This window comes from Marinobacter maritimus (genome assembly GCF_007671675.1).
In the GTDB taxonomy this organism is placed as follows: Bacteria; Pseudomonadota; Gammaproteobacteria; order Pseudomonadales; family Oleiphilaceae; genus Marinobacter; species Marinobacter maritimus.
On sequence record NZ_VCGW01000005.1, the window covers coordinates 46105 to 63650 of the forward strand.

General features: G+C 54.6%; 13 protein-coding genes. 2 read left to right on the forward strand and 11 right to left on the reverse strand.

What is annotated here, in order from left to right; genetic code table 11:
* Positions 1-272: 272 nt before the first annotated feature.
* The 5 genes from FFI90_RS16785 to FFI90_RS16805 are packed head-to-tail and all read right to left on the reverse strand — an operon-like array spanning position 273 to position 7946.
* Positions 273-1574, reverse strand: a complete 1302-nt coding sequence (locus FFI90_RS16785) for a sensor histidine kinase (protein ID WP_186318012.1) — start codon at positions 1572-1574, stop codon at positions 273-275.
* Positions 1567-2256, reverse strand: a complete 690-nt coding sequence (locus FFI90_RS16790; RefSeq protein ID WP_144779650.1) for a response regulator transcription factor — start codon at positions 2254-2256, stop codon at positions 1567-1569. The genes FFI90_RS16785 and FFI90_RS16790 overlap by 8 nt, the downstream gene beginning before the upstream one ends.
* The gene (locus FFI90_RS16795; protein WP_144779651.1) at positions 2250-5417 is read right to left on the reverse strand and encodes an efflux RND transporter permease subunit; all 3168 of its coding nucleotides are present in this window, start codon (positions 5415-5417) and stop codon (positions 2250-2252) included. The genes FFI90_RS16790 and FFI90_RS16795 overlap by 7 nt, the downstream gene beginning before the upstream one ends.
* Positions 5410-6576 (reverse strand): efflux RND transporter periplasmic adaptor subunit, encoded by a 1167-nt coding sequence (locus tag FFI90_RS16800; protein WP_144779653.1) that lies wholly within the window; start codon positions 6574-6576, stop codon positions 5410-5412. The genes FFI90_RS16795 and FFI90_RS16800 overlap by 8 nt, the downstream gene beginning before the upstream one ends.
* Positions 6573-7946, reverse strand: a complete 1374-nt coding sequence (locus FFI90_RS16805; protein WP_144779655.1) for a TolC family protein — start codon at positions 7944-7946, stop codon at positions 6573-6575. The genes FFI90_RS16800 and FFI90_RS16805 overlap by 4 nt, the downstream gene beginning before the upstream one ends.
* Positions 7947-8469: 523 nt before the next feature.
* Here FFI90_RS16805 and FFI90_RS16810 point away from each other — a divergent pair.
* A complete protein-coding gene (locus tag FFI90_RS16810) occupies positions 8470-10659 on the forward strand; it encodes an OsmC domain/YcaO domain-containing protein (protein WP_144779657.1) in 2190 nt (729 codons plus the stop codon).
* Positions 10660-10697: 38 nt separating this feature from the next.
* Here FFI90_RS16810 and FFI90_RS16815 read toward each other — a convergent pair whose 3' ends face one another.
* The 6 genes from FFI90_RS16815 to FFI90_RS16840 all read right to left on the reverse strand — a co-directional run bounded on the left by FFI90_RS16815 (position 10698) and on the right by FFI90_RS16840 (position 16765).
* Positions 10698-11429 carry an ABC transporter permease gene (locus FFI90_RS16815; RefSeq protein WP_144779659.1) on the reverse strand — a complete coding sequence of 244 codons (732 nt, stop codon included), beginning with the start codon at positions 11427-11429 and terminating at the stop codon, positions 10698-10700.
* Positions 11429-12376, reverse strand: coding sequence for an ABC transporter ATP-binding protein (locus tag FFI90_RS16820; RefSeq protein WP_144779661.1), 948 nt, complete (start codon positions 12374-12376; stop codon positions 11429-11431). The genes FFI90_RS16815 and FFI90_RS16820 overlap by 1 nt, the downstream gene beginning before the upstream one ends.
* Positions 12373-13563, reverse strand: a complete 1191-nt coding sequence (locus FFI90_RS16825) for an ABC transporter permease (protein WP_246123644.1) — start codon at positions 13561-13563, stop codon at positions 12373-12375. The genes FFI90_RS16820 and FFI90_RS16825 overlap by 4 nt, the downstream gene beginning before the upstream one ends.
* Positions 13564-13566: 3 nt before the next feature.
* Entirely contained in the window at positions 13567-14463 is an 897-nt protein-coding gene (gene osmF / locus FFI90_RS16830; RefSeq protein ID WP_144779954.1) for a glycine betaine ABC transporter substrate-binding protein OsmF, read from the reverse strand.
* A 176-nt stretch (positions 14464-14639) separates the two neighbouring features.
* A complete protein-coding gene (locus tag FFI90_RS16835) occupies positions 14640-15635 on the reverse strand; it encodes a M23 family metallopeptidase (protein ID WP_144779663.1) in 996 nt (331 codons plus the stop codon).
* A complete protein-coding gene (locus FFI90_RS16840; RefSeq protein ID WP_144779665.1) occupies positions 15635-16765 on the reverse strand; it encodes an aminotransferase class V-fold PLP-dependent enzyme in 1131 nt (376 codons plus the stop codon). Before FFI90_RS16840 ends, FFI90_RS16835 begins: the two co-directional genes overlap by 1 nt.
* Positions 16766-17143: 378 nt before the next feature.
* Between FFI90_RS16840 and rnk the strand changes: the two genes are divergently transcribed.
* Positions 17144-17527: a nucleoside diphosphate kinase regulator gene (gene rnk, locus FFI90_RS16845; RefSeq protein ID WP_144779667.1), complete on the forward strand. Its 384-nt coding sequence runs from the start codon at positions 17144-17146 to the stop codon at positions 17525-17527.
* The last annotated feature ends 19 nt before the right edge of the window (positions 17528-17546 follow it).

Genomic DNA, 17546 nt, shown 5'->3' on the forward strand with positions numbered 1-17546 from the left:
ATCACCCCAACCACCTGTTTTCAAAGAACTTAACGGAACATATCCGTCCTTATCGATCTATAGAATCCCGCCCCATCTATACATTCTGGGGTACATCTTGGGGTGCAACTAAAACTGGGATGTTTACAGTTGCAAGTATCCACAAGTCTGCCAATCAAGGTGATAATTTACAGAGATTCTATGGCGGCAGAAGCAATTCTTGTAATGCATTGTCCAGCCAGGCAAAAGCTTCATGGCGGATATGTTGATGAGCTCAAAACTGAAGATACGTGTTAGCCGTCGAGACTGCGCCCAATCTCAACAATAACGCGATGATAGTTTCCGTGGCGGCTGGATGTGTAATGCCATCCGATCCTTTGACTAAGGCTTGTTGTCAGCTCCAGGCCCAGACCGTAACCCGTATTTTCTGACGATGCCGGGGAAGGATTTTGCGCATCTGGTTCTACGGGATTGTTGATCGTAACCCTATCTTCCTGCTGTTCAATAACGACCGTGCCTTCCCAGCAGTGTTGATAGGCGTTCCGAATCAGATTGCCCAGAATGATGCGTGCTGGTACCAAAGGTACAGTGCAACTGTAGGGAACGGTGCTAATTTCTGTGGTCACAGGCTTTCCGACCAACAGATACGTCATCTCGGCAGCCAACTCCTGTATCAGCTCTGATATGTCGACAACCTCGGACTGAAGCGGGGTATCCGGTTCATGGTTCAGCCAGAGCAGCGTTTCGGTTAGGTGCTTCATGGTCAGACTGGCGCGGTCGATACGATCGACGATGTTTTGCTCGTCCTCGAACTTTTCTCGTTTCTGCGTGAGCTTTCGGTGTAGCTCGATGTTGGAGCGGATTGTGCTGATCGGTGTCCGGAGTTCATGGCTGGCGTGTCTGAGAAAGCGCCGTTCACGGTCTACCGCTTGCTGCACTGTTGAGAGACTGTTTCGGATAAGCTCCGCCATTTCATTCAACTCGGGATAAGAAAAATCCGGCACCGGATGCGAGAGTTTTTCGTTGTTGAGGGAACGGGTCCAGGCTCGCAATGCAGCCATGGGGCGGGACACATGCCACAGGAGCAGCCAGCCGACGATAAAAACGAAACCAATCACCAGAAGACTGACGGTCAGCGTAAACGCACGGTTTTGCCGGGCGGCTTGAGGTAGCACCTCCGATGCTCCTCGGGGCGTAACTTTCTGACTCAGGTACAGTGGGCCGTGACCGGTATCGTTTCGCATCGCAAAGATGACCGACCTAGGGCGACTGAGCCAGGCGCTGTTTTCTTGCTTAAGCAATTGGCCTGACTCGCCCGGCCCATTCGGGAAGGCACGAAGAGCGTAGTCGGGCAAGCCGCCCCATCGTGTTGCAACGTCAAAACCGCTGAATTCTCTGACCTGCTCACTTTCCTCTGCGCCAATCACCTCACTGAAGGTTCGAGCTGTTTTTTCCATATTGCCTGCCATCGCCGCATCCAGCCCCCGGATAAAATGTTCCTTGGCGACCAATGCGTAGGCTGCGACCAGAACAAGGCTCAAAGCCAGAAAAGACGCTATCAGAACTGCTCTGAGGCTAACACTCGCTTTACGCATTTGTTTTGCCTGTTCCGGGAGGTTTGATAGCGAAACCGGCTCCGCTGATCGTGTGCAAAACCGGCTCAGCAAAGGGGCCATCGATGGCCTTGCGCAGGTTGTAAATATGAACCTTCAAGCTGTTGCTATCGGGGTGATCGTCTCCCCAGGCCGAGTCCATCAGTTCCTCACGAGATACCGGCGACGGTGATGCACGCATCAGGCGTTCAAGCAGGCGCCAACTCGTGGGCGACAATTTCAGGGCCTGCCCGCTGCGCCGCACGCTCTTCTCACTGAGGTTCATCTGCAGATCACCGCAGGTGAGTTTCTGGATCTGACCGCTGCGCCTGTGTGAGAGCGCCCGGACTCTGGCCAACAGTTCCTGCATTTCAAAGGGTTTGACCAGATAATCATCGGTGCCGGCGTTGAAGCCCTGCAGTTTATCGTCAAGTTGGTCGCGCGCTGTCAGCATCAGAACGGGGGTATCATTCCCCTCGTCTCGTAAACGCTGGCAAAGGCCAAGGCCGTCCAGGCGGGGCATGTTGATATCCAGCAAAAGGACATCGTAGCTGTTTTGTTTAATCAAATTCAGCCCGGCGATACCATTGCTGACATGGTCACAGATGAACCCTTCCAGCTCCAGGTATTGCACCAGCGTCTGGGCCAGGTCGAGATCGTCTTCGGCCAATAACAATTTCAGCATGGATCGGACTCTTGTTTATCTGGGCTCACAGTAAACCAGCGGCGAATATCTGTGAATCTTTCGACCACGTCGTGCTGGATAGCGACCAGGACAGGTATCAGAATGAGGGTGATTACGGTTGCGAACATAATTCCGTATCCCAATGCCACGGCGGCCGGTATCAGAAACTGTGCCTGCGATGATGTTTCAGACAGCAGAGGCGCAAGGCCGGCAAAGGTTGTGAATGACGTCAAAAGAACCGCGCGTAGACGGCTCCTGCACGCTTTACTGATCGCTTCGATCTGATGGTCTACATCGGGTTTCAGTTCATTGTAACGGGATACCAGCAAAAGGCTGTCATTCACCACGACACCACTGAGAGCAATAATACCATTGAGCGACAGAATGCTGATGGAAAGATCGTTCATCCAGTGCCCCAGGATTGCTCCGACGATTCCGAACGGAATGGCGGTCATGATGAGGACGGGCTGAATATAGGATTTCAGAGGGATCGCCAGCAGCATGTAGATCACCAGCATGGCGATCATGAACACGTGCACCATGGAATCCTGTGTTTCTGCCTGTTGCTCCGCTTCACCGGCAAAATTGATATCGAGTCCCGGGTATTGCCGCTCCAGTGTCGGAACCAGCTCCTGCTGCAGATTGGCGACCAACTCGGAAGCCGACAGCATGTCCTTGTCCACCTCGGCGGAGAGATAGAGTGCCCGCTTGCCGTCAATACGGGTAATGGTGTCCCTGGAGTAGCCGTAGGTGACCGTAGCAACACTGGACAGTGGAAGCACGGTGCCGTCGTCTGTACGGATGTTGGCATTCAGTACGTCAGTCGGGTTTTCCCGGGCGCCTTCCGGGTAGCGGACTTTAACCTCCACTTCGTCGTTACTGCGCTGGAAGCGCTGAACCACCTGACCACTGAAGGCCTGAAGCACTTGCGTGGCAAGGGTGCCCGTGCTCAAGCCCAAGGCCTTGCCTTGGGCGTTGAGTTCCAGAAACAGGCGTGGCTGGCTGGCTTCTATGTTATCTTCGATGCCACTGATCGCCGGGATGGTTGCGAGCTGTTCCTTGATATCCCGGCCGGCTGCTGTCAGCAATTCATCGTCAGAAGCCCTCAATTCAATGCGAAGTGCGTCCACCGTTTCGCGCCGGCTGGCGATGCTGAGGGTTCGTACACCCTCAGGCAGGCTAGCGCTGCGTCTCCATTGGCTGGAAAAGGTGGTGATATCGTATGGGGAGTCTGGCGCCAGCTCAACCGTGACTGTTCCGGACTGGTCGCTTTCGGAGAGTACCTGCAGGCTGGCAATGCCGGTCTGTGAATCGACGTTTGCGCGTTTAACAAGCTGCTCATCCACTTGATGAGCTTTTTGCTCCAGGGCAAGCAAAGCGGAGTGAGTCAGGCCAAAGCTGGCGTCGGTTTCCATGGTGATGTTCGCTCGGACCGTATCGCCCGGTATGTTCGGAAAAAAACTGGTCCGAACGGTACCATTGAAAGGCATGGCCATAACCAGAACAAACAGGGCAAGGAACATAATCAAAACTGCGTACCGGTAAGCGAGTGCCCAGTTGATAACCGCTTTATAGATCCGGTCGTTGAACCACTGAAGCCCGGAATCGGCTCCCTGCTGGATGCGTCGCCAGACTTCGAGGAACGGGTTTCCAGTGGCTCTTCGGTGGGTGTTCAGGTGTGCCAGGTGTGCCGGCAGAATGAGCTTTGACTCAACAATGGACAACAACAGGCAAATAGTGACAACGGCAGCGAACTGGGCGTAGATCTGTCCAAGCCTGCCGCTGAGATTCGACAAAGAATAGAAGGCCACCACGGTGGTGAACACGCCGAAGAGCGTGGGCACCGCCACTCGCAGGGTGCCTCGAATGGTATTGCGAAGGGTATCGCCTTCCTGTTTGCGCACGGTATAAATGCTTTCGCCCACAACCACGGCATCATCCACGACAATCCCCAGAGCCATGATGAAACCAAATGTGGTGAACTCGTTCAATGAAAGACCGGTAAACCGGTCGCCCATGAAATACAGCGTTCCGAAGAAGATAAATGGCAGCCCCATGGATACCCAAAACGCCACCGTGAGGTTCAGGAACAACGCCAGAAGAACGAATACCATCGCAATACCGGTAAGTGCGTTGGTAATGAGCAGGTCCAGTCGTTCACTTATTGAGGTGCTACGGTCGTACCAACTGGTGAGCTCCACGCCCTGTGGCAGAGTTCCATTGCTATGCCATTCCTCAACCACCTGTTTGGCGGCTTCTACCGTCTCGGTGATGTCGTCCAGGCCGGTAGTGATCACTTGCAAAGCAACGCTGTTTTCGCCGGCAAAGCGGGACAACACAGCAGTATCATCGTCGTAGGTGTCGTGAATGAAAGCGATATCACCCAGGGCGACAATCACACCATCGCTGCTGGTGATCAGAGGAATTGCCGCAAACTCTTCTTTAAAATATGCCTGTTGCGAGGCTTTCAGTTGCAGATAGACCTGTTCATTTTTCAGGACCGCAGTCATCGTGCTGGACGAACCCTGATTGATCGCATCTTCGACATCGGACAGGGATAATCCGTAGGCTTGTAAACGCCCCTCATTAATCTCTATCGACATCATCGGGTCAAGCCAACCGGATTTGCTGACCCGGCTGATTGTAGACATTGCAAGCAAGTCAGATTTCAGCTCTTCGGCCAGTTGTTGCAGAGTGTGGCGGTCTGCTTCGCCATGTAGCTGCAACCAGAGCGAGTGCTCTTCACGTTCCGCTTTTTCAATAACCGGACTTTCAGCGTCCGCCGGAAACGTGGAAATGGCATCCACCTTGTTTTTGACATCTCGTAACAGCACATCCAGGTCGTAATCGCTTTGCTTTTCGACAGTGACTGTCGTGCCGCTGGCAGTCGATGTGCTGGTGATGTCCTCAATGCCGTTAACATCTTCCAGTTGGTCCTCAATCTTGATGGCCAGCCCTTCCTCCGACTGCTGGGCTGAGCCACTGTCGTAAGTGACCGAAATGGTCAGGCTGTCCGGCTCGATGCTCGGGAATGCTTCTTTACGAAGGTCTCCGGCCTGGAGAACACCAAGGCCGATGACCAAGACCAGCAAAAGATTGGCGGCAACCGGGTTGTTTGCAAACCAGGGTATGAGGCCCTTGTTCCAGCTTTGATCATTCATCGGATGCCTCCACCGGATTGACGGCCATGCCTGGCATATAAGTGCTCAATGGATGAGTCAGCACGTTCACGGTTTGGCCGTAAAGCGAGGCCGGTGGACGGATATAGATGGCCTGCTCGTCACTGGCAACCGGGCCTGCGGAGAACCTGGCCAGAACGCCATTATTTACGTACCAGACTTCCCCTCGTTGGCTGAGTGAGGACGAAGGCAGGCGCCAGAGATCGCTCAGTTCACGACCCTTGATTTCTGCCCTGAGGAATGTGCCGGGCGCCAGCATGTCGGCCTGTTCCAGTGGCCGATCTACAGCCGCGATCACTGACTGTTGTCGGGTTGTATCATCCAGGTGCAGTTGCGTGCGCTGAATATAACCGTGCCATTGCTGCCCGGTTTCAACGGAAACCAGGTTTACCGGCCACTGGCCGTTGTCCAGCACTTCGATACCCGGGAGCTTCTGCCAGTCGAGTTGGGATATAGGCAATGAGAGCTCGATTCGGTCTGCACTGTAGAGTTCAGCTATGTCGTTCCCAGCCTGCAGATAAGTGCCCGGTGAGACAGTGCGGCTGACAACCAGCGCGTCAAAAGGCGCTCGGACACGGGTTTGTGCAAGATTTTTTTCGGCACTGGCCACCGCAGCCTCGGCGTTAGCGACCGCCGCTTGAGCTTGTTTTACTTGAGGTTCATGCAGTACCAACGGAGAGTCCGGTTCGCCGGTCATTCCCGAAGCCTTCCATTCCAGAACGGCCTGCTCTGCTTCTCTTTCGGCCTCGAGGAGATCTACTTGTGCACTCGCCAGATCGTTTTCTGCGCTGGCAAGCGCCGCTCGATAATCGCTGTCTTCCAGTGTCAAAAGAAGATCGCCTTTGCTCACGATACGTCCGGATTCAAACACGCTTGCGAGCTCAGAGACCTGGCCGGAAACCTGGGCAGTGAGAGTTATTTCATATCGCGACCTGGCCGCACCAAAAGCTTCAACGTTGACGGCATGAGACCCTGTTATTGCCGGAATAACACCGACATCCGGTGCAATACCACCATCCTCTTTCGCGGGCAGAGGCCGACTTTCCTGATCCCGGAGTTTCTGGCCGTTATAAAGGAATACACTGATCAGCACGCCAACGGCGGCCAACAAAACAAGCCATTTTGCGTATGGTCGGATCATGACTGATCGGTCTCCTTGATGCCCAGCCCCAGTGCAAGCCCGAGTGTGATTCGGTTGCCCAGGCGCTCGTAGATTAAGTCGTTAAGTTGTGATTCCAGATCAAAGGTCTGCTGTTGCACTTCGAGTAGGTCCAGCACAGAAACCAGACCATTCCGGTACTTCTGTTGGTACTGTTGATAATTGCGGCGGGCACTCAGCAGTGCGCTGTCTATCTGCTGTTGCTGTTTGGCAAGACTTGATTCCTGACCGATTGCATTTTCAACTTCCTGCACTGCATTCAGTAACGTTTCCCGGTATGCCTGATAGCTCCTGGCTGTGGTCAGTTCTGCAGCTTCAGCATTGGCTTGAAGCTCACCGCCACGAAACAGAGGTGCCGTTAATTGACCGAGCAGTGACCACACCGGATTTCTCAACAGAGCCTCGCTTGGCGATGTTCCTGTGTCGCTCAGGGCCGCTTCCAGACTGATCGATGGCAACATCTCTTTGTAGGCAACAGACGTACGAAAGTCGTTTGCTTCTATAGCCAGATAGGCCGCTTTCAAGTCCGGTCGACGCTGTAACGTCTGGTCGGCAAGGTCGGCCAGGGGCAAAAGAACTTTCGGGTAGTCGGCGGCAATGGCCGTGCTGCCGTGACTCCGCCCGAGCAACAGGTTCAAAGCTCTTTGTTGCTGCTGCAGGGATTCCTGAGTGGCAAACAGCGACGCTCTGGCACTGGCTGCGGAGCTTTGGGCACTGTCGAGGTCCTCAAGGTCACCCAAACCGGATCGGTAGCGCTGAAGAATCCACTGTTCGTTTTTTTCCAGCAGTTCCACGCGTTGTTTTTCGATGGCAACGGATCGATTCAGGTTAACCAGCTTCAACCAGCCCTGCATAACCTCGGCTGCGAGCGTATCCCGGGCAGCCTGGTAGAGCGCCAGCTGTTCGGCGACATCGCTCGCAGCTGCCGACGCCTCATCAGATATCTTCGCCCATAAATCCAGTTCCCAGCTGATGCTGATGCTGCCGGTGTAAGCGGTACCGAGATCTTCTGTTTTATTTGCGCCGAATCCTGCCTCGACGTCGGGGAGTTGATCCGCTTGAGTTGCCCGGTATTGAGCACGGAGGATTTCGAGTGAAAGCAGTGTTTGCCCAAGGTCGGGATTGGCCGCGCGCGCTTCGGCAATCAGCGCGTTCAGGTCACGGCTGTTGACCAAATCATCCAGGTAGGCCGTTTCGGAACCAACGTCCAGCTCAGACCAGGAGACAAGATTCTGGCGGTCAGAATCGGCCTGAGCCAGATAATCCGGGCTTGTGGACAACGAACTGCAGCCGGCAGCAGTCAAGCAGCACAAGGCAATCATTAATGCTTTCGGGAAGGCGAAGCGACACATAAACAAAATCCAGTCAGGCGCGGTCGGGTCTGCGGTAGGCGACGGGGTTCAGACTATCCAGAGGCTGGTTAATGGAGGGTTAAGATTTTCCTGAATTCATCAATCGCAATTGCTGTTGTAGCTGGAATGCATACCACACAAGCAACCGGCGGCAATGGGGGTATATTTTGGAGTACTTTTAATGCGGTTTAATATTAATAGCCGTTAAAACAATTGGACAAGAACACCTATAAGTCCTGCCCGGGCGACGAGCCTGCTGTACCAACCGTCAAACCACCACAAGCACCTGTTTCAAAAAATCTTTTGACCAGTTGCACCCATACCGCCACACAGCGTTCCGCCCAATTTACATCCTCTGCGAGTACATTTTAGGTGAGATCTACAGGTCATCTTGCCAGGAGCCAAACAGATCAAAGCCTTACAGCTTTCCAAAAACTGACCTGACGAACGGCAACAAAAACCGGATAATGGCCGCGATCGAAGGCCGTCGTGCGCCAAATTCTACAACCCGGGTACCCTCGCAATGGAAATCAACGTCAATTATCTCGACAATCTCCGAGTTGAAGCCAAGTTTGATGACTTCTCGGTGATTGCCGACCAGCCCATCCGTTACAAAGGCGACGGCTCGGCGCCCGGCCCTTTCGACTATTTTCTTGCGTCATCGGCCCTGTGCGCGGCTTATTTTGTAAAGGTGTACTGCGTAGCCAGAGATATTCCAACCGATAACATCCGTTTGTCCCAGAACAACATTGTTGATCCTGAAAACCGCTACAAACAGATTTTCAAGATTCAGGTTGAGTTGCCAGAGGATCTGTCCGAGAAGCACCGCCAGGGCATTGTGCGTTCGATTGAACGCTGTACGGTCAAGAAAGTTGTACAAACCGGCCCGGATTTTCAGATTGAAATCGTCGATAGCCTGGATGGTGATGCACAGGCGCTGTTAATGACCAAGCCAGAGGGCGATACCAGCACATATATTGCTGGTAAAGATCTGCCGCTGGAGCAGACCATCGCCAACATGACCGCCATTCTGGCGGACCTGGGCATGAAGATCGAAATCGCGTCATGGCGCAACATCGTGCCCCACGTCTGGTCACTGCACATGCGCGATGCGGCCTCACCCATGTGTTTCACCAATGGCAAAGGCTCCACCAAAGAAAGCGCCCTGTGTTCGGCGCTGGGTGAGTTTATTGAGCGCTTGAACTGTAACTTTTTCTACAACGATCAGTTTTTTGGTGAGGAAATCGCCAACAGCGAGTTTGTTCATTATCCAAGGGAACGATGGTTCAAACCTGGGCCCAATGACGAGCTGCCTCAGGGCATACTGGATGACTACTGCCTGGCCATCTATAACCCCGAGAATGAACTGTGCGGTTCCAACCTGATCGATACCAACTCTGGCAAGGTGGAGCGCGGCATATGCTCCTTGCCCTTTGAGCGCCACTCCGACGGTGAGGTGGTGTACTTCCCCACGAACCTGATCGAGAACCTGTACCTCAGCAATGGCATGAGTGCGGGCAATACCCTGTACGAAGCGCAAGTACAGTGCCTGTCAGAAATCTTCGAACGGGCCGTAAAAAAGCAGATTATTCAGGAAGAGATTGTCCTCCCGGATGTGCCCCTGCACGTGCTGGAAAAATACCCGAACATTCTGGAAGGTGTTCGTGCTTTGGAAGCCCAGGGTTACCCGGTGTTGGTCAAAGACGCCTCTCTCGGCGGCCAATTCCCGGTGGCTTGCGTCACCCTGATGAACCCGAAAACCTGCGGTGTTTTTGCTTCGTTTGGGGCGCACCCAACCCTGGAAGTCGCACTGGAACGCAGCCTCACCGAGTTGATGCAGGGTCGTAGCTTTGAAGGCCTGAACGATATGCCGCCGCCTACCTTCAACAGCCTCGCAATCACCGAGCCTAACAATTATGTGGAACATTTTATTGATTCCAGCGGGGTAGTTTCCTGGCGTTTCTTCAGTGCCCGACCGGATGTTGAGTTTCACGAATGGGATTTCTCGGGTACCAATGAAGAGGAGGCAGCAGCGCTGTTTGGCATTCTCGAAGACATGGGCAAAGAAGTGTACACAACCGTTTATGACGACCTGGGCGCGCCGGTCTGCCGGATGCTGGTGCCGGGCTACTCTGAGGTCTACCAGATAGAGGATCTTATCTGGGACAACACCAACCGGGCCCTGGACTACCGTGAAGACATCCTCAACCTGCACATCCTGAGTGATAAGCAACTGGCCGCTCTGGCGGAGCGCCTGGAAGAAAGCCAGATAGACGATTACACCGATATTATTACCCTGATCGGCATCGAGTTCGATGAGAATACGGTCTGGGGACAGCTCACCATTCTTGAGCTGAAGCTGTTAATCAACCTGGCTTTGCAAGAGTACGAAGAAGCCCTTGAGCGGGTCGAAATGTTTATACAGTTCAACGACAACACCGTTGAACGCGGACTGTTCTATCGTGCGATGAGTGCAGTGCTGGAAATCACCCTCGATGAAGAACTCGAGCTGAGTGATTACCTGTTTAATCTCAAACGTATGTTTGGGGAAGAAACCATGGACGCCGTGGTGGGCTCAGTAGATGGCAGCGTGCGCTTTTACGGTCTCACGCCAACCAACATGCAGCTGGAAGGCCTGGACAAACATCTGCGCCTGATTGAAAGCTACAAGAAGCTGCATGCTGCACGGGCTGCCAAGGCAAAGCTCCTTTAAGCACGCAATTGTTTACACCTGGAGCTTGGGCCCTGAATTCAGACTGCAAAAGCCCGAGCCCAGGTGCGTTCTATCGCTTCAAACAAGCTGTCGGTCGCCAGTGCCAGCAGGCCAATCAGGATGGCGCCTTGCAACACGTAAGCGGTATTGCCGTTGACCAGTCCTGCAATCACCGGGTCACCCAGTGTGCGGGCGCCGATGGTTGAGCCGATCGCCGCGGTAGCGATGTTGATGGTGACTGAGGTGCGGATTCCAGCCAGTATCACTCGCCCTGCCAGTGGGAGCTCAACCTTCAGCAAAACTTGCGCGGAAGACATGCCCATTCCTTTGGCGGATTCGAGCACCGCCGGGTTTATGCCGTTTAGTCCTGTCAGGGTATTCCGCAAAATAGGCAGTAAACCATAAAGCACCAGCGCAAACAGCGTCGGTTTCTCACCGAAACCCATAACAGGCACTGCCAGCGCCAGCAACGCTACGGGCGGCACGGTCTGGCCGATGGAGGCTATCTGGCTGACCAACGGCAGAAAATCGCGACCGGCGGGACGGGTCGCAAAAATGCCGGCAGATACAGCCACCAGTGTGCCGATGGTGGCAGAAGCCAGCACGAGCCAGATGTGGCTTTGCAACAGCACGTAAAAACTGTCTCTGTTGTAAATCAGATTGTCAGTACCGGGCTGCACCCATGAAAAAAGCGGCGTCATTGTGGGGAGCCAGGCCGCCAGTGCGCACAAGGATGCAATCCAGACAACCGGCGTCAGCCACACGCGCATCAGGCGCCACCCTGCAGGAGGTGCTCGCGCTTTACGGTTCCAACCTCTTCACCTGCTCCATTATAAACAGGGAGCTGTAATGTATTTTCCCAGACCATAACCGATAGCGCGAAACGAAGGCTGTCCGCCTCGTTCAGGCCGTCGGCACCAGGTTCCGGCTCCCGAGGCTGTGAATGCCCCTCCATCAACTCGCCCACCGTGCGCAAAGCCAGAAGCTTAAGGCCACGATCGCCTTTGCCAATGAGGTTCTCCACAAAGGCTGATGCCGGCCGCCGAAGGATCGCTTCGGGCGTGTCGTGTTGGATAATCCGCCCTTGGTCCATCACGGCGATGCGGGTAGCCAGTTTCAAGGCCTCGTCAATATCGTGGGTCACGAAAACCGTGGTTTTATTAAGTTGTCTCTGGATTCTCAACATCTCCTGCTGCAGGTTTTCCCGTGTAATGGCATCCAGTGCACCAAAGGGCTCGTCCATCAGAAGAATATTCGGGTCGCCCGCCAGTGCCCGCGCCACGCCTACCCGTTGTGCCTGACCACCGGAGAGCTGATGAGGGTATTTGATGGCGTCGGTTGCCGGGTCCAGACCCAGCAGGATCAGCAGTTCATTTACGCGCTCATCACGTTTGCGGGCTGGCCATTTGAGTAGATTGGGCACCACACCAATATTGCGAGCGACAGTCCAGTGGGGGAACAACCCGGTGCTTTGGATGGCGTAGCCCATATTCAGTCGCAGAGCCTCGGGGTCCACTTTGTTAATATCCTCGCCATCCACAAGAATTTCGCCGCTGGTGCTGGGTAAAAGACGATTGATCATCCGCAGCGTGGTGGATTTACCGCAGCCGGAACTGCCCACAAGCACGCAGACTTCGCCGGTCTCTATGGTCAGATCTATATCATCAACCGCCACGGCATCACCGAACCGCCGAGTGACACCTTTCAGCTCAATCACCTTGATGCCTCCTTAAACTTCAACGCAGACAAGATTGCATCGGCCGCTAATGCAAGAAACACAGTAGGCAAGGCACCAAGCAGTACCAAGTCCATGGCGGCTTGACCCAGCCCCTGAAAGATAAAAGTGCCGAAGCCTCCCGCGCCGATCAGCGCGGCGACAGCGGTCAGACCAATGGCTTGTATGGTGGTAATCCGCACGCCTTCAATAATGACCGGCAGGGCGAGGGGGAGTTTCACCTGCATAAATATCTGTCGCTCGCTCATTCCCATTCCACGCCCAGCGTCAACAACAGACTCAGGCACTTCGATCAGAGCAACATAGGTATTGCGCACCATCGGCAGCAGGCTATAGGCAATCAACGCCAGCAGCGCCGGCGCCCAGCCAATGCCCCTTATGCCCAGAGCCTGAAGAAATGGAAAGGCTGCCGACAATGCTCCCAAAGGCGCAATTAGCAGCCCGAAAAGCGCGAGGCTCGGGATGGTCTGCATAAAACTGACCAGCCCCAGCAGCGGCCGTCGCATCCGTTCACGCCTCACCATGGCAAGCGCCAGGGCGAAAGCGAGCACAGCACTGATGGCAACGGCACTGAGGGACAATGACAAATGTACGGCTAAGGCTTGGGCAAACTGATCCGCCCGATTGGTATACTCGCGGATAAGAGACAGGCTGGATAGCCCCTCACGGCTGGCGCAGAGCCACCAGCCAGCGACAATCAAAAGCACTGTTGATAACTGAAAACGGCGGGAGGCTCTGAGCTGGCCCAGTGTTTCCAAAAGTATCAGGGCGAGAAAAAATGCCAAACACCAGAACCCGGCACCTATACCAATCCGTGCATAAGCAGAATCTGTTGGCAGCTTGTGCAGCGCAAATACCTCAAGCAGCAGCGGCAGCGTCATCAGTGCAACCGTCAGCAACGCTGCCAGCACCTCGTAACGTTTGTGAACAGGCCTTGTTGCGAGCACAACCACAACGAGAAGCAGAGACGAAACAATGCCCGCACCAAGCCAACCGGTTGCGGCATAAAGCCCGTACCCGGTTCCGGTCACAATACGGTTAGGCTGAACCACGCCGAGATTCAGCAGCCATACACATCCAAACGCAGCCAGTGCTAGCGCTAGTACTACACGGTTAGATAGCACACGGTTTGATAGCACACGGTTCGGCAGCATTGTCGTTGACGGCACGGATTAGTCCAGACTAAGACTTTCCAGATAGTCCCGGGCCACCGCATCTGCAGGCGCGCCTTCAACCGCCACCTTTGCATTTAGCTCTTGCAGAGTTTCCAGATCAAGCGATTCGAAAACCGGCTTGAGCAGCGGGCGTATTTCAGGATACGCCTTCAACACACTTCCTCTGACTATCGGTGTCGGTTGATAGACCGGCTGCACGCTTTTGGTGTCTTCCATTACTTTCAGGCCCAAAGCATTGAGCCCGCCATCGGTGCCATAGGCCATAGCCCCGTTAACGTCATTGGAATTGATTGCTGCCGCCCGCAGGGTCGCTGCGGTGTTTCCGCCAGAGAGAATCAGGAGCTGATCAGACGTCAGCTTGAATCCGTAGGCCTTCTGGAACGCAGGCAGGGCGCTGGCCGACTCCACAAACTCGGCGCTGGCCGCAAATTTAAAGGGCTTGCCAGCGTTTATATAATCCGCCAAATCCTCCAGGGTTTTGAGGTTGTTCTTTTCCGCCAAATCACCGCGCACGCTCATGGCCCAGGTGTTGTTGGCGTTCGCCGGGGTGAGCCAGACAATACCCTCAGCTTCGCGGTCAAGCTCGGCTGCCATGTCGTAAGCCTTTGCGGCATCCGTCCAGACCGGGCTGTCTGCTTTGTCGTAAAAGAACGCGGCGTTGCCGGTGTACTCGGGATACAGATCAATTTCTCCGGCTTTGATCGCACTGCGTACAATGCTGGTGCTGCCAAGCTGTAGCCGGTTTTCCACCGGAATACCTCCGCCATCCAGGCGTTGCAGAATCATCTGACCGAGGACGCCTCCCTCCGTGTCGATTTTCGAAGAAACCACCACCGGATCCTGCGCCGACACTGCGCCCGTTGCACAAAACAAAACGATGGCAAGACATCGCATCAACAAACGCGAATGCTCACGAAAGGCCCTGTCTGAAACCTGGTGTTTGGAATGGCACTTGGATTCATATTTTTGGGGACTTGAGAGAGACACAGGCATTCCTCTTGGTCATTAGGCTGCATTTAAATACACGGATATCGATGGTTTCGATAACATTATTATAGCGAACCTGCGGATTAGCGCTCAGGCAACACTGGCTCAGGCTTCAGAAACGGTGCCGGGTCCACCGGGCCACCTGAGTAAATCCCGAAGTGAAGATGAGGCGGCGTATTGCTGGCGTTGCCGGTGTTGCCAACGTATCCGAGTATCTCACCCTCTTTTACCCTGTCGCCGGATTCAATTGCAAATGAATCCAGGTGGGCATAGTAGTAGCGGGCACCGCCGAGCCCCAGCAGGCCGCTCGATAGCCATACGTGGTTGCCACCGATGCCGCCGGTACCGGTTCGGACACGGCCATCCATTACCGCGCGGACCGGCGTTCCCCTGTCCGCAAAGATATCCACGCCGTGATGCTCTCGGGCACCGCCATCGCGAGGTGCGCCAAAACTGCTGCCTATGTCACGCTGCGACGCGGCTTCTACCGGAAATGGCAAGGAGCCGCCACTGGCGATAGCCAGCGAATACTCTAACCTGGCGAATAACTCTGGCTGGAGAACAATCCGGTAGTCGCCCGACCGGGACACAAGCGAGCTCGATGTTGCTCCGTCTGCACTCAGTTCCGCGACAGTTGACCAGCCTTGGCCCTCGCGTTCACGATGCTCCAGACTGGCGTATAAGCGATCACCGGAGGCATCCAAGCGAGAGAGTTGCCATATCAGCTTTTCTCCCCGCTCAAGCGTCACCTGAAAAACATGCGCCTCAACCCGGTCATCTGCAAAGGCTTCAGAGGCCCGGTACTGATCGCCCACTTGAAAGGGCGACTTGTTCGCCCGCTCAACCGCGCCGATCCATTGCTGGCCCAACGGGCTATCAACCAGGCCTGCCAACCGCAAACGCCAAATAAAGACCTCCCTCGGCGACCAGCCCAACATATCAAAGACGACATAGCGGATTGCACTTTCGCTGCTTTTAGCCGCGTTCTGTCGCAGGTCATCACGAGCGGTAAGAAGAATAACCAGCACGACCAACAAGCCAAAAAGTAGCCAAGGCCGCAGAACGCGCAACTCTCGCATCAGCCCTGAATCGCCTCCAGCGCCACTCTCAGATTCTCCACCGTTCGATCCACATTGTTCAGCTTTTCCAAGCCAAACAGCCCCATGCGGAAAGTCCGGAAACCCTCGGGTTCACCACACATCAGCGGCACGCCAGCTGCGGTCTGCAGGCCCTGCTCGCGGAACAGGTTGGTGTTGTGGATGTTGATGTCGTCAGTATGCAAAACCACCACGCTGGGTGACTCAAAGCCCGGGGCGGCAACGCTTTTGAAACCAGCACTGTCAAACAGCTCACGCACCTGCTTGCCAAGTTCCTCCTGGCACTTGTAAAGCAGATCCGGGCCGGTTTTCAACGTCTCGAGCATGGCGTCACGAAGTATGACCAGGGTGTCGGTGGGCATGGTTGCATGATACGCATGGTTCCCGGACTCATAGGCCTGCATGATCTGCGACCATTTGCGAAGGTCTCCCGCAAAGCTGCTGCTGGTCGTTTCTTCCATGCGAGTGATAGCACGTTCGCTCAGTGTGATCAGAGCAGCGCAAGGTGAGGCGCTCCAACCTTTTTGGGGCGCGGTGATAAGAACGTCCACGCCGCAGGCTTTGGTATCAACCCATAATGCACCGGAAGCTACGCAGTCCAGCACAAACAGGCCATTGATCTCGTTTACTGCATCACCAATGGCTTTCAGGTAGTCGTCTGGCAGCACAATACCTGCAGCGGTCTCAACGTGAGGAACAAACACAACAGCAGGCTTTTCAGCCCTGATGCAATCCGCGACCTCTTTCGCTGGAACCGGTGCGTAAGCGGCCTGAGGCCCATCGCCGAGAGCCTTGGCCTGAAGTACGGTTATTTTATCGGTGATTCGGCCCGCTTCCAGTATCTGCGACCAGCGATAGCTGAACCAGCCGTTGCGAACCACAAGGCACTGTTCGCCATTGGCAAACTGACGAGCGACAGCCTCCATACCAAAACTGCCGCCACCGGGAACAATAACTGCGCCCTGGGCGTTATAAACTTGCCGCAGGGTGGAGGAAATATCCCGCATTACTTGCTGAAAGGGGGCAGACATGTGGTTGAGCGAGCGATCATTGAATACCACGGAGTATTCCAGCAACCCATCGGGGTCGACGGAAGGATACAGTTTGGACATGGTAGGTAATTCCTTGCCTGATGCAGTCTGTGGATGAATCGTCTAAGGTGTCAGTCTAACAAATCTGGCGTTATGCGCTTTATTTCTCACGTTTTCCGCACGCCCACTTGTGGAACCCGGCAAAAGCTTATAAATTGATCAAAGCGGCCAAGTTACCGCTTTTCCTTTAATTAATCAGAAACGACGCATCAGGTGAGCCTGTGAGAACGCTTTTCTCAGAGACCATTCCTTTCTACCGTTTCAGTGTCCGCCAACGGGCAGACACTGCTGGTGTGTTGTCCGCCTTTCTCTTTTCTCGCTGAGTCCGCTTTAAAACCGCCGGATTCGGCGCCCGAATTCTGAAATTCCGAGCTATTATTTTATTTTCTGGAGATTGCTATGGCTGATATGCCGGACGTATTGGTTGCTGAAGAAGATTTCAACCGTTTGACAACTCTGATCGAAAAGCAGGGTGATTCCGATGTTGCGGATGGCCTGGATGATGAGCTGAGCCGGGCCACACTGGTGCCGCTCGCGGAAATGCCAGACCACGTGGTAACGATGAATTCCAAGGTTCGCTTCCAGAATGAGGATAGCGGCCAAGAGCAGGAGTTGACCCTGGTATACCCCCATGAGGTGGGCACCGGTGAGGGCAAGATTTCAATTCTGGCGCCGGCAGGCTCTGCGCTGCTGGGGCTTGCAGTGGGTGACTCAATCGAGTGGCCGATCCGTGGCCGTAACAATATCCATCTCAAGATCATTAACGTCACCCGGCAGGGCTGAACTTCGGGTGATGGTTACG

Coding starts and splice junctions, on each gene's coding strand:
- FFI90_RS16815 (WP_144779659.1), bottom strand. CDS start 11,429: ATGCGCGTGTGGCTGACGCCGGTTGTCTGGATTGCATCCTTGTGCGCA.
- FFI90_RS16785 (WP_186318012.1), bottom strand. CDS start 1,574: ATGCGTAAAGCGAGTGTTAGCCTCAGAGCAGTTCTGATAGCGTCTTTT.
- FFI90_RS16800 (WP_144779653.1), bottom strand. CDS start 6,576: ATGATCCGACCATACGCAAAATGGCTTGTTTTGTTGGCCGCCGTTGGC.
- FFI90_RS16810 (WP_144779657.1), top strand. CDS start 8,470: ATGGAAATCAACGTCAATTATCTCGACAATCTCCGAGTTGAAGCCAAG.
- FFI90_RS16840 (WP_144779665.1), bottom strand. CDS start 16,765: ATGTCCAAACTGTATCCTTCCGTCGACCCCGATGGGTTGCTGGAATAC.
- rnk (WP_144779667.1), top strand. CDS start 17,144: ATGGCTGATATGCCGGACGTATTGGTTGCTGAAGAAGATTTCAACCGT.
- FFI90_RS16805 (WP_144779655.1), bottom strand. CDS start 7,946: ATGTGTCGCTTCGCCTTCCCGAAAGCATTAATGATTGCCTTGTGCTGC.
- FFI90_RS16790 (WP_144779650.1), bottom strand. CDS start 2,256: ATGCTGAAATTGTTATTGGCCGAAGACGATCTCGACCTGGCCCAGACG.
- FFI90_RS16835 (WP_144779663.1), bottom strand. CDS start 15,635: ATGCGAGAGTTGCGCGTTCTGCGGCCTTGGCTACTTTTTGGCTTGTTG.
- FFI90_RS16795 (WP_144779651.1), bottom strand. CDS start 5,417: ATGAATGATCAAAGCTGGAACAAGGGCCTCATACCCTGGTTTGCAAAC.
- osmF (WP_144779954.1), bottom strand. CDS start 14,463: ATGCGATGTCTTGCCATCGTTTTGTTTTGTGCAACGGGCGCAGTGTCG.